This is a genomic window from Paenibacillus sp. BR1-192 (assembly GCF_029542445.1).
Lineage (GTDB): Bacteria > Bacillota > Bacilli > Paenibacillales > Paenibacillaceae > Paenibacillus_AQ > Paenibacillus_AQ lautus_A.
The window spans coordinates 4161424-4173247 of sequence record NZ_CP120718.1 but is presented as its reverse complement, the minus strand read 5'-3'; the positions used below and the strand labels follow the sequence as shown (position 1 = coordinate 4173247).

Sequence of the window (11824 nt, the reverse complement as noted above, 5' to 3'; positions counted from 1 at the left end):
TCTTACGATATGAAAGGCTTTTCAAGTCAAGCCCCAGATCGGAATTCCAAGAGAAGCTAAAGCCGGCTTCATGCTATAATGTAGGAAAAAAAAGTGGAGTGGGTGGATACCATGCCGAATCAAACTTCTAAGCGATCATGGCGTGCAGACAAATTATCACAGATCGGTTCTTCGATATTTGCCGAGGTCAGCGAATGGAAACAAGAAGCTGCCCAGGCGGGAAGACATATCATCGATTTGAGTATTGGCAGTCCTGACCGTGGTCCTTCTGACGATATACGCGAGATCCTGAGCCAAGAAGCGCTAAAAGAAGATAACTATACATATCCGGGCACCAGAGGAACCATGGAATTCCGAGAGCAGTCGGCAGCATGGATGAAGCACCGCTTCGGCGTGAACGTCGATCCCGATACGGAAATACTGGCTTTAATGGGCTCTCAGGACGGATTATCGCATTTGGCTCAAGCCATATGCAATCCGGGAGATTTGGCTATTGTGCCGAATCCGGGATATCCGATTTATGCCGGAGCCCTTGCGATCGCAGGGGTAACGCCTTGGTATTTGCCACTGAAAGAAGAGCGGGGGTTCGTGCCCGATCTGGACAGCATACCGGAGGAGATTTGGATGAAAGCAACCTTCATCCTGCTGAATTTTCCGGGGAATCCGATTGCGGTTCAGGCCGATCTTGCTTTTTTTGAAAAGTTGGTCGGTTTGGCGAAAAAATGGGACGTGCTCATCGTCCATGACCTGGCCTATTCCGAAATGGGCTTTGACGGTTATCGCCCGATAAGCGTACTGCAGGCTCCAGGCGCCATCGACATCGCCGTGGAATTTCACTCCTTCTCCAAAAGCTTTAATATGGCAGGCTGTCGCATCGGTTTTCTTGCCGGTCATGAGGAAGCTGTCGGCGCGCTGCGGGAATACAAAAGCAACATCGACTTCGGCGTGTTCAAGCCGGTTCAGACGGCGGCGGTCCATGCCTTGCGTCAAGCCATGGCTGCTTCCCACGAAGAACGCGGTGTTGCTTCGCTGTATGAACAACGCCGTGATGTCCTCGCAGCTTCCCTGGCCGAAGCGGGGTGGGACGTTCCTAAACCGCTGGCCACGATGTTTCTATGGGCTCGGCTGCCAGAAGCTTTTCGCCAGGAAGCATGGAGTTCGCGGCGGTTCGCCCGCGAATTGCTGTTGAATACAGGCGTGGCGGTTATACCAGGAGATGCTTTTGGCTCTGAAGGTGAAGGCTACGTGCGAATCGCGCTGGTCCAGGAAGAGGAGGCTCTGCGCGAGGCGGCTGTGCGCATAGGGAAATTTATTGGAGGTGTTTCGCCCTAAATGAAATGGCTTGGAGTCGGCTTCGCCATGTTTCTGGCGCTGACGCTGTTCCCTCAGAGTGCGGGCGAACTCGTTCATCATCAGGCACCGTACATAGAGGAAGTTGATGGTGCTGACAGCAACACGCCTTTTAAGGTGCAATATATAGACTTGGATAAGTACCAGGGCGTCAATGCGTATGAAAACACGTTTACCACCATGCCGGAGCAGGGCAGCAAATTAACCGTTAAGGTTCATAATAAGAACAGCACGGGCCACGTGATGCTGAAGGTCTACCGGGGAACGGAGGAATTCGGATACGCGGATGTCAAAGCCGGCACGGAGGGAACCCGGACATTCGCCATGCATGACGGGCGTGGAGTAACGGGGGATTGGAAGGTTTACATTACGTCGCGAGACGGTCAAATTATGAACCTGCAGATACGAGCAGGACAGCATGATTGATAGACGCTAAGACTACATTTTTTCTTTCTTATCAAGTTGTTTGTTAATTCAAGCATAATTAAGGGTGAGCGCATTGCGGAATTTTATGCCTGTACAAGCACCGGCCATAGAGATTCAATCTCCTGTTTCAGATTATGCCTATACGGAATATAGGCCATGCCAGCCATTGATGGCATATGTAGCCTGTTATTGGAGCTTGGAATACCGAGTCACGTCCATTCAAGCTCCGCTCCATCGCATCCTTCCCGACGGCTGCGTGGATATCATTTTTAATTTGAAGGCACGGACCGCCTCGGCTTCCGGTTTCGTTACGGGCCTGATGTCCCGTTATGAAGCGGCGATACTCACGCAGGAGCAGTCTCTGTTCGGTATTCGCTTCTATGCGGAAACCGTTCGTCCGTTCATCCAATTTCCCGCTTCCGAATTTCGGGAGGGTCCCGTCCTCTTGGAAGAAGCGTGGGGGGCAGAGGTGAATCACTTGAACGAAGAAATGGTGACAGCTCTCGACTCCGCCCGACGCATCGAGCTGATTGAGACGTTTTTATTCAACGCGTTAAGACGGAGTAACATTCGCTCTGAACCGCTGGTGGAGCAAGGCATGCAGCATTTATACGCCTCCAAGGGGAGAATAACGATTCATGCCCTGGCCGAAAAAATGAATTACAGCGAGAGAAACATAAGAAGGGCATTTCAGAAGGAATTGGGCATGAAGCCGAAGGAAATGACGGACATCATACGATTCCAGAATTTGCTGCAGGAGATGCGCCGTTCCAAGCCTAACCGGTTTCCTGAAATCGCTGCCCAATACGGATATTATGATCAGCCTCATTTTATTAACACCTTCAAACGCTTATACGGCATGTCGCCGAAGCAGGCTTTTCAACCATAAATTTTGTATGCTTGGCGGCGGCAAGGTTTGTCCTTTTTTTACAATCTTTCATTCCGGTGTTGAACGACAATGGGGTAGAAGTAACAATGATGATGTACAGGAGGTAATGTAAAATGAGAGCAAGCATATCCGTACTTACGATTGGCGTTGATGACCTGGAACGGTCCCTGGAATTTTACCGTGACGGGCTCGGGCTTTCGACCGAAGGAATCATTGGCACTGAATTCGAGCATGGGGCTGTAGCATTTTTTGACTTGCAAGCCGGTGTGAAGCTGGCGATATGGAATCGCAAGGATCTGTCGGTTGAAGCGAATGTTCCCTTATCGTCCCCGAGTTCTTCGGAATTCACGATCGGCCACAACGTCGGCAGCAAGGAAGAAGTGGATGAGGTGATGGAGCAAGCCAGTAGAGCGGGCGCTAATGTAACCGTACCGGCACAAGACACCTTCTGGGGAGGCTATTCCGGTCATTTTCTCGATCCGGACGGACATTTGTGGGAGATTTGCTGGAATCCTGCATGGGAGGTTGATCTTTCGTAACGGATGTGATAAATTAATCAACGATTGTTGTGCAACTGAATATTTTATTTGAATGTATAACCTCATTAATATGGTCTGAGGGTCTCTACCAGGAACCGTAAAATCCTGATTACAGAAAATGTTTGTCATTTTTTGTAGTCAGGATTTTTTTGTTGATTATAAACATGACATCGAAGAAAGGGGATTTCATTCCAGATGAATCTGAAAGTATTAATTCTAGCGATTTCGACGATATCCGTCGGGCTGGTTGAACTTATTGTTGGCGGGATACTGCCGCTCATTGCGGACGACTTGCATATTTCGCTCGGTACGGCGGGTCAGCTGATTACCGTGTTCGCCCTGGTCTATGCGATAGCGGGACCGGTGCTTCTTGCGCTGACGGCAAGAGTGGAGCGCAAACGGCTTTACCTGATTTCCTTGTTTATTTTCTTTATTGGTAACTTGCTGGCTTATGTAAGTCCGAACTTTACGCTGCTCATGGCAGCCAGAATCTTAACCGCGATGAGTACGGCATTGATTATCGTGTTATCTTTGACGATTACCGCCAAGGTGGTTGAGCCTGCACATCGCGCTAAAGCCTTGGGCGTTATCTATATGGGGATTAGTTCGTCATTGGTGCTAGGCGTGCCGCTCGGCATCCTGATCAGCGAGGCTTTCGGATGGCGGGTGTTGTTCCTGGGTATCGGCTTCCTGTCGATCGGTTCCATGATTTTGATCTATATGTTCCTGGACCGGATCAAGCCTGAAAATGTTACGCCGTTATCCGTTCAGATCAAGGCGCTGGGCAAGATGAAAATCGCCGGTGCGCATCTGGCCACCTTGTTCATGCTTGCAGGACATTACACCATATATGCGTACTTCACGCCGTTTCTTGAATCGGAGCTTGGGCTGAGCCCTTATTGGATCAGCATCTGTTACTTCCTGTTCGGACTATCCGCCGTCGGCGGCGGGGCGTTCGGCGGCGCGCTTGCGGATCGGCTCGGATCGCATAAGAGCATCGTGATCATCATTACGTCATTCATGCTGGTATTGTTCGTACTTCCGTTATCCACATTTTCGATTGGCGTGTTTTTAATCGTGATGATGATATGGGGGGCATTGAGCTGGAGCCTGGCTCCTCCTCTGCAGAATTATCTGATTCAAGTGGATCCGGGTTCGTCCGATATCCAGCAAAGTTTTAACAATTCCGCGCTGCAAATCGGCATTGCATTGGGCTCTGCCATTGGAGGCCTCGTGTTAGAGAAGGGAGGCACCGTAGCCAGCACGGCCTGGGTCGGCGGGGGGATCGTCATCGTGTCCCTGGTTTGTGCCGTTTATTCTTTGACGAGACCTGCGCTAACGTGGAAGACAAGCAAATAAATAGCCGTAAATTTTTCACGAATTTTAAAAGACAGCCGCATCCATGCAGCTGTCTTTTCTTTTGCAATCGTTTTGTACATCGTGCGCACTGCTCCCTGTGTGCACGATGCGTGGTTCGGGGCATGCTTGATGGTGGGAGGGTTTACATCTTGGCGACGGAAGAACGATAGATGATCTTGCCCTTCACCACAATTCTGCCGAATTTGGTATCAGGGGTGCTGATTTTGCTTAAGATGGACTGGATCGACGTTTGAGCCAGCTGCTTCATATTGACTTCAACCGTCGTCAGGTGCGGCACGGTCAGCGTAGCGTAGATATCGTTGTCAAAACCGACGACGGAGCAGTCGTCGGGAATGCGGTAACCCATGCCTTGCAATTTCTGCACAACCAAATAGGCGACCTGATCGCAATTACATACGAAAGCTGTTGGCAATTCATCCGGAATCTCGATGTCGAGATAATTGCCGTGCTCATTCCGATCGTTGATTACCCAGTCCTGCCGAAGCGCGATTTGATGCTCCAGCAGCGATTTATAGTAACCCAGGAACCGATCCTGAATGCTGCTTGTGGCATGCAAGCTGCCCACATAGGCAATGTTGCGATGTCCTTGCCGGATCAGGTAATTGGTAAGTTCATAGGCACCGTAAAAATTATCCGAAACCACCGCATCAATATCCGAATGGTCATCGTAGAAGTCCAGAAACAGAATCGGCGGTTCGATGGCGTGCATGATCTCGATGTAAGGTTTGCTGATCTGTCCCAGCAGAATGAATCCGTCCACTTTGCGATCATAATAGATGCGCGGCAGCTGCAAGGCCTGTTCATCCGAGCTGCTTAAAATATGAAGTATGCCGTAATACCCGTAGTCTTCCAATCCCTTGGAGATTTCTTGATAGACGCGAAGATAGAACGATTGGTCGGGTCCGGTAAAACGTTCGGGAATGATGACGCCGATGTTGTAAGTCAGCCCTTCGCGCATGGACCTGGCAACGGTGTTCACCCGATAGCCCATTTCGCTGGCGATGGCTTTGATTCTTGCCTTTAACTCGTCGCTTACGCCTTCCTTGTCGTTCAGGGCTTTCGAGACGGTCACCGTGCTGACGCCAACTTGCTCCGCGATGTCCTTCATCGTTATGTTTTTGTTCATCGCGTTTGTCTCCTTTTATCTACAGTCGAAGTAGACCATCTGTCCGAGTATGTATGCAATCATTCCATGATCCAAGTACAGTATACCTGCTCGTCTGAGACAAATAAAGGCGAAGGCGCATTTCTGATTGTTATTCTGTTAAAGCTTGCTGCTTACATGTTCGATTCGATTTAAGATTTCCAAGCAAAATCGACTGTTATGATACGGACATTTCCATGGTCCGGCCATCTCGTGCTGATCCGGCCGTCCGTTCTCATCGACAGACCAAAACCATTCGCTGCCCGGGCGGGAATCGATAATATTTTTTTTCGTATAATTCCACATTCTGAAGACCTGTTCAAGAAATTGAATATCTCCCGTACGCTGATAGGCATTGAAAAAACCGACCATAGCCTCAGCCTGGACCCACCAGATTCTGGAGGTATCCAGACGTGAGCCTTCTTGCTCATTCATGAGCGAACCATCCTGCTGCACGGCCCGTTCAGAAACGGCATACGCCAAGTCCAGAACCATGCGCTTATAATCCGGATTCGTGCTTCCGATGACATCAAGCGCCTCATCCATCAACCAGCTGGCCTCGATATCATGGCCAAATGAAGTGACATTCACGAGCGGGTTCCAATCCTTGTCAAAAAACACCCCTAAACGTCTCCGATCAGCATCGAAAATATGATGGTACAGAATGGACAGCAGGTTATGAAGCGATTCTCGGACCACCGCCTCGGGCCAAGCCCGATAAAGCGTGGAGTAAGCTTCCAGGACGTGAATATGCGTATTCATCGTGATATGCGCGACCACGCCGTTGCCGCTAAGCATTTCGTTGGGCTGCTCGTTCCACTCCCGGTCGAACTCTTCCTTGTAGGCCTGCCGTTTCGCATCATACCCCTTACTCTCGATCAGACGGTACAGCTCTTTGGCCAGATCCAATGCCTCTTGGTTCCCGGAAGCGCGGTGGTATTCGCTTAATGCATATACCCCGAACGCTTGATTGTAGATATGTTTCCTGGTATCTGTCGGGACTCCCTTGTAATCCACCATCCAATACAGTCCGCCATATTGGCGGTCAATGAGGTGGCGCGAGAGAAATTGAAAGGCATGCCTGGCATGCTCTGCGTAGATTTCGTGCCCCGTCGTCCGATAGGCTGCGCTAAAGCTCCATAAAATTCTTGAACAGGCAATCCCGCCTTTGGCTGCTTGTTCATCAATCTTTAAATCGGCGTTCACTTGGCCGTAAAACCCGCCGTTGGTTTCGTCCTTCAATCCTCCCCAAAAAGGCAGGATATGCTCCAGCCATTCTTTTCGGATTTCAGAACCCAGGGTATGTAAAGTCATTGTCATATAAAGCCTCCGTTATTAAGTTATCGTTAACCTTAGAAAATATTTTAAGAAAGAGTATCGTTCAATGTCAACGAAATCTTTTACACGCAACATTATTATAAACATATATACACCATTGACAGGTGAAGGTGAGGCATATAAAATTCGAATTGTTACTTAAACGATTACCTAAATAATCTAATCACTTCGGTTTTGATTCATCATCTAGTGTCGAGGCTAGAAATCAAATGATATGAATCCAGAGGGAGGAAGATGATGTTGATATGGATGCAGGGATGGAAGTCTATTCTAGTCGCGATCCTGGCGTTTTTGTCAGTAGGCGGTGGACTTCCTAGTCCAGAAGCAGCCACAGGATTTTATGTAAACGGTACCAAGCTGTATGATTCAACGGGCAAGGCCTTTGTGATGAGGGGTGTAAATCATCCCCACACCTGGTACAAGAATGATCTGAACGCGGCTATTCCGGCTATCGCGCAAACGGGAGCCAATACCGTACGAGTCGTCTTGTCGAACGGGTCGCAATGGACCAAGGATGACCTGAACTCCGTCAACAGTATCATCTCGCTGGTGTCGCAGCATCAAATGATAGCCGTTCTGGAGGTGCATGATGCGACAGGCAAAGATGAGTATGCTTCCCTTGAAGCGGCCGTCGACTATTGGATCAGCATCAAAGGGGCATTGATCGGAAAAGAAGACCGCGTCATCGTCAATATTGCTAATGAATGGTATGGAAATTGGAACAGCAGCGGATGGGCCGATGGTTATAAGCAGGCCATTCCCAAATTAAGAAATGCGGGCATTAAGAATACGTTGATCGTTGATGCAGCCGGATGGGGGCAATACCCGCAATCCATCGTGGATGAGGGGGCCGCGGTATTTGCTTCCGATCAACTGAAGAATACGGTATTCTCCATCCATATGTATGAGTATGCCGGTAAGGATGCCGCTACGGTGAAAACGAATATGGACGATGTTTTAAACAAAGGATTGCCTTTAATCATTGGGGAGTTCGGCGGCTATCATCAAGGTGCCGATGTCGATGAGATTGCTATTATGAAGTACGGACAGCAGAAGGAAGTGGGCTGGCTGGCTTGGTCCTGGTACGGAAACAGCCCGGAGCTGAACGATTTGGATCTGGCTGCAGGGCCAAGCGGAAACCTGACCGGCTGGGGAAACACGGTGGTTCATGGAACCGACGGGATTCAGCAAACCTCCAAGAAAGCGGGCATTTATTAAAATCGGGTTAAGGTAGATGAGATTGCATGTTAACAGCAAGCTCAAACATATGGATGCATGCAGGCTGTCGAGGAACCGTCTCGACGGCTTTTTTCTATAGGATTTTCTGAATCGACATACAGCCTATTCTTGCATCCTCTTCGAGACCTATCGACAAAGAAGAGGAACAACCTTTATGCGATATCAATATGCTTGGCTTTGGAGAAACCTGCATCTAGTGCGGGGTTTTGTTTTGATGGTTTAAATATATATTTAATTCCTACTTGACAGGTGGTATTAATTGGTTTAATCTAGCCACAAGCAAATTCATTCAGTCCTCATTAAATGATCACTCATTATCTTAGTATTGAACGATATATCAGCCGATTGGTCTACCAAAGGCTCCTGTTTACTCGATTTCGTTATTTTAACGGAAGGGGAAATGGGAGCCTTTCTGTATTTTCCGGACATCGTTACGGATTATGACTTGGAGTCTGAGGCTATCGTTCCACAGGAAGGAGCGGCATGGAAGAAAGGGATTGGGCATTAATGGAAGAGGCGGATTGGCATTTTCGCAAAATGGTGCGGAGATTTGTCAAGGAGCGTGACAAAATCTCGATAGAAGGCGTATCGCTGCCAGGTTTGTTGATCCTGAACACCATATTGCGGGATGGGGAGCAGAAGCTTGGGGAGCTTGCGGAACAGCTCGATTTTACGTCCGGAGCGGTAACGGCCTTGTGCGATAAACTTGAGGTTTGCGGGTTCGCGGTAAGAAGACGGAGCGAGAGCGATCGGAGATCGATTGTGCTGGACATCACGGATGCTGGAAGAGAAATGGTGAAGCGTAACGAATACATAGGCGGGCGTTCGATCGAACGAATATTCGGAATATTCTCGCACGAGGAGCTGCGGGATCTGATCCATTATTTTGAACGGTTGAACGATCATCTGGAGGGCTTCTCGGATTTCGTGCTTCGGCCGCCCCGCCCATCTTTCGATACGCCGGCAGCAATTGATCATAGCAATCCAGGCTCACTGAAACGCTCGAACAAATTCATTTCTTACTAAAATTCATATTAGAAAGGAAGTTGAACGATGGGACATCCAACGATTTATCCAACGGGTACAACCGTATTTCAACCGGGGAAGGCGTGGAGCGGCTACACGATTTATCAAGCCGCGGATACCGGCGCTCTCCTGATTGACATGAACGGCAGGGAGGTTCACTTATGGAAAGGGCTTCGGGGATTTCCGAACAAGCTCTTTCCCGGAGGTTATGTGCTTGGGAGCACCTCAGAGCGCGATCCGAAGTACGGGTTTCAGGATGAAACCAATCTGGTACAGGTCGACTGGGAGGGCAATATCGTCTGGAAATTCGATCGTTATGAATACATAGAGGACCCGGGTCATCCGGCACAATGGATGGCTCGACAGCATCATGATTACCAGCGGGAGGGCAATCCCGTCGGTTATTATGTACCCGGGCAGGATCCGAAGGTAGGTTCCGGCAATACGCTTATTCTTGCTCACAAAAATGTGAAGCGTCCCGAAATTTCCGACATCGAACTATTGGACGATACGATCATCGAAGTGGATTGGGAAGGCAATGTCATTTGGGAATGGGCGGTTAGCGATCACTTTGATGAACTCGGGTTTGATGAAGACGCGAAGCTAGCGTTATCCCGTGATCCGAATACCCGCGGCTTCGGAGCCCATGCCGGGGATTGGATGCATATTAACTCGGTATCTGTGCTTGGTCCTAACCGGTTTTATGATGCGGGGGACGAACGCTTCCATCCCGATAATATGATCTGGGATGCACGGGAAACGAACATTATTGCCATCATCGACAAAAAAACCGGGAACATTGTCTGGAAGCTTGGCCCTGACTATTCCACGGAAGAAACGAAGCATATTGGCTGGATTATCGGCCAGCATCATGCTCACCTCATACCGAAGGGACTTCCGGGCGAAGGCAATATTCTGATCTTCGACAACGGCGGCTGGGGCGGATACGGAAAGCCGAATCCGGAAGCGCCAGATGGCTTGAAAATAGCGCGGCGCGACCATTCGCGAATTCTGGAAATCAATCCCGTAACCTTAGAGATTGAATGGCAGTATACGCCCACGGAGGCCGGCTTTCAGGCTCCGCTGGACTCTTACCGCTTCTACAGTCCGTATATCAGCTCAGCACAGCGTCTGCCCAACGGCAACACCTTGATTACCGAAGGAGCCGACGGCCGAATATTCGAGGTGACAAGAGAATTTGAACTGGTATGGGAATATATTTCGCCTTATAAAAATATCCGCAACTCCAATATGGTCTACCGCGCATACCGGGTTCCTTATGAATGGGTGCCACAGCTTGAATTGCCCGTAGAGACCGAGATTGCTCCGCTTGATGTGGCAGATTACCGCCTGCCAGGTGCCGCACCGAGAGGTGCCGTTAGTACCGTGGAAGTAGAAGGCACGATCTCCTATGGGGAGGGAGCGTTATGCGTGGCCAGGACCGATGAAATAACGCAGAAAGAAAGGGATCGCGATGAGTAGACCTTATTTGAAACGATGGCATGCTTGGTTTCTGATATCGACGCTGGCAATGAGTTTGCTTAGCGGATGCGGTAAGGCCAGCGGTGACAGTCAAGAGAGTGAATTTCAATTGAAAATCGCCGATATTTCCACGAATGCGGTGTTTCGTATAGCTAAGAGCAAGGGGATCTTCGACAAACACGGGATTGATGCCGAGCTGGTGAACTTCGCAACGCCGGCCGAAGGCGTGAACTCCTTGTTTATTAAGCAGGTGGATGTTGCATTCGGTGCAGACTTCCCACTCCTGAATGCTGTCAGCAAAGGCGATTACTCTATATTCGCCTCAACCGGAACAGCCACGGATTTGAGCGCAAGCGAATGGAAACTGTTCGTCCGTAAAGAGATCGCCAGCGCTGCCGATCTCAAGGGCAAGAAATTGAGTTTCTCCAGAGGCACATTCATTCCCTATCTGTGGGATGTTTATCTCGCCGATAACGGGGTTGCATTGTCGGATGTGGAGCTGATCGGGCAAGGAGGCTTCGACGAGGCCTACGTGGCGCTGAAAAAAGGAGAAATTGACGCAGCATGGGTATATGGCGCAGTGTTGAACGAAAAGTTCGGTGCCCTTGCCGAAGCCAGAGAGCTATCGGATATGTCGAAGACGCCGGTAAGGCTTGGCACCGGTTTGATCGCTTCAAATGAATTAATCAACAGCAACAAGGAAGGATTCGTAGCGCTTCTGAAAGCGCTGGATGAAGCGTCGGATTATGCCCAAGCCCATCCGGAGGAAACAGCAGATTTGATGTACGAGGAAGTCAAGCAGCCGAAGGAAGCGACCTTAAAGGATCTGCCGAAGAATCCATGGAGCATTGGATTTACGGACAAAGCCTATGCGGGATTGCGGGGACAGAAGGAATACATGGTCGCTAACGGTATCATCGAGAAGGATTTCGAGCTGAATGATAAATTGAATCTGGATTTGGTAAGAACAGCCTTCCCGGATCGAGTCATTGATTTGAAGTAAGGAGATGA

The 11824-nt window shown here is 49.5% G+C and carries 11 protein-coding genes and 1 riboswitch; of the genes, 9 read left to right on the top strand and 2 right to left on the bottom strand.

The features are described from left to right. Positions 1 to 111: 111 nt before the first annotated feature. From P0X86_RS18495 to P0X86_RS18475, 5 genes are all read left to right on the top strand, one after another. Complete coding sequence (locus P0X86_RS18495) at positions 112 to 1332, top strand: aminotransferase class I/II-fold pyridoxal phosphate-dependent enzyme (protein ID WP_277746152.1); 1221 nt, start codon at positions 112 to 114, stop codon at positions 1330 to 1332. Beyond that, entirely contained in the window at positions 1333 to 1776 is a 444-nt protein-coding gene (locus P0X86_RS18490) for a hypothetical protein (RefSeq protein ID WP_277746151.1), read from the top strand. It begins immediately after the preceding gene. A gap of 85 nt (positions 1777 to 1861) precedes the next feature. Beyond that, positions 1862 to 2665, top strand: a complete 804-nt coding sequence (locus tag P0X86_RS18485) for a DUF6597 domain-containing transcriptional factor (protein ID WP_347177557.1) — start codon at positions 1862 to 1864, stop codon at positions 2663 to 2665. 113 nt (positions 2666 to 2778) lie between these two features. Further along, positions 2779 to 3204 carry a VOC family protein gene (locus tag P0X86_RS18480; protein ID WP_277746149.1) on the top strand — a complete coding sequence of 142 codons (426 nt, stop codon included), beginning with the start codon at positions 2779 to 2781 and terminating at the stop codon, positions 3202 to 3204. Positions 3205 to 3236: 32 nt separating this feature from the next. Then, a riboswitch (purine riboswitch) is annotated at positions 3237 to 3336 on the top strand. Between the two features lie 63 nt (positions 3337 to 3399). Continuing rightward, complete coding sequence (locus P0X86_RS18475; RefSeq protein WP_277746148.1) at positions 3400 to 4563, top strand: MFS transporter; 1164 nt, start codon at positions 3400 to 3402, stop codon at positions 4561 to 4563. 142 nt (positions 4564 to 4705) lie between these two features. Here P0X86_RS18475 and P0X86_RS18470 read toward each other — a convergent pair whose 3' ends face one another. Together P0X86_RS18470 and P0X86_RS18465 are read right to left on the bottom strand one after the other, a co-directional pair. Continuing rightward, entirely contained in the window at positions 4706 to 5710 is a 1005-nt protein-coding gene (locus tag P0X86_RS18470) for a substrate-binding domain-containing protein (protein ID WP_192571567.1), read from the bottom strand. Positions 5711 to 5848: 138 nt separating this feature from the next. Further along, positions 5849 to 7048 (bottom strand): AGE family epimerase/isomerase, encoded by a 1200-nt coding sequence (locus tag P0X86_RS18465; protein ID WP_277746147.1) that lies wholly within the window; start codon positions 7046 to 7048, stop codon positions 5849 to 5851. Positions 7049 to 7303: 255 nt separating this feature from the next. Between P0X86_RS18465 and P0X86_RS18460 the strand changes: the two genes are divergently transcribed. The 4 genes from P0X86_RS18460 to P0X86_RS18445 all read left to right on the top strand — a co-directional run bounded on the left by P0X86_RS18460 (position 7304) and on the right by P0X86_RS18445 (position 11816). Continuing rightward, positions 7304 to 8284 carry a glycoside hydrolase family 5 protein gene (locus tag P0X86_RS18460; RefSeq protein WP_481858305.1) on the top strand — a complete coding sequence of 327 codons (981 nt, stop codon included), beginning with the start codon at positions 7304 to 7306 and terminating at the stop codon, positions 8282 to 8284. 504 nt (positions 8285 to 8788) lie between these two features. Further along, complete coding sequence (locus tag P0X86_RS18455; RefSeq protein ID WP_277746145.1) at positions 8789 to 9331, top strand: MarR family winged helix-turn-helix transcriptional regulator; 543 nt, start codon at positions 8789 to 8791, stop codon at positions 9329 to 9331. Between the two features lie 27 nt (positions 9332 to 9358). After that, positions 9359 to 10813, top strand: coding sequence for an aryl-sulfate sulfotransferase (locus P0X86_RS18450; protein WP_277746144.1), 1455 nt, complete (start codon positions 9359 to 9361; stop codon positions 10811 to 10813). Next, the gene (locus tag P0X86_RS18445; protein WP_277746143.1) at positions 10806 to 11816 is read left to right on the top strand and encodes an ABC transporter substrate-binding protein; all 1011 of its coding nucleotides are present in this window, start codon (positions 10806 to 10808) and stop codon (positions 11814 to 11816) included. Before P0X86_RS18450 ends, P0X86_RS18445 begins: the two co-directional genes overlap by 8 nt. Positions 11817 to 11824: the final 8 nt, after the last annotated feature.

Coding starts and splice junctions, on each gene's coding strand:
- P0X86_RS18495 (WP_277746152.1), top strand. CDS start 112: ATGCCGAATCAAACTTCTAAGCGATCATGGCGTGCAGACAAATTATCA.
- P0X86_RS18490 (WP_277746151.1), top strand. CDS start 1,333: ATGAAATGGCTTGGAGTCGGCTTCGCCATGTTTCTGGCGCTGACGCTG.
- P0X86_RS18485 (WP_347177557.1), top strand. CDS start 1,862: ATGCCTGTACAAGCACCGGCCATAGAGATTCAATCTCCTGTTTCAGAT.
- P0X86_RS18480 (WP_277746149.1), top strand. CDS start 2,779: ATGAGAGCAAGCATATCCGTACTTACGATTGGCGTTGATGACCTGGAA.
- P0X86_RS18475 (WP_277746148.1), top strand. CDS start 3,400: ATGAATCTGAAAGTATTAATTCTAGCGATTTCGACGATATCCGTCGGG.
- P0X86_RS18470 (WP_192571567.1), bottom strand. CDS start 5,710: ATGAACAAAAACATAACGATGAAGGACATCGCGGAGCAAGTTGGCGTC.
- P0X86_RS18465 (WP_277746147.1), bottom strand. CDS start 7,048: ATGACAATGACTTTACATACCCTGGGTTCTGAAATCCGAAAAGAATGG.
- P0X86_RS18460 (WP_481858305.1), top strand. CDS start 7,304: ATGTTGATATGGATGCAGGGATGGAAGTCTATTCTAGTCGCGATCCTG.
- P0X86_RS18455 (WP_277746145.1), top strand. CDS start 8,789: ATGGAAGAAAGGGATTGGGCATTAATGGAAGAGGCGGATTGGCATTTT.
- P0X86_RS18450 (WP_277746144.1), top strand. CDS start 9,359: ATGGGACATCCAACGATTTATCCAACGGGTACAACCGTATTTCAACCG.
- P0X86_RS18445 (WP_277746143.1), top strand. CDS start 10,806: ATGAGTAGACCTTATTTGAAACGATGGCATGCTTGGTTTCTGATATCG.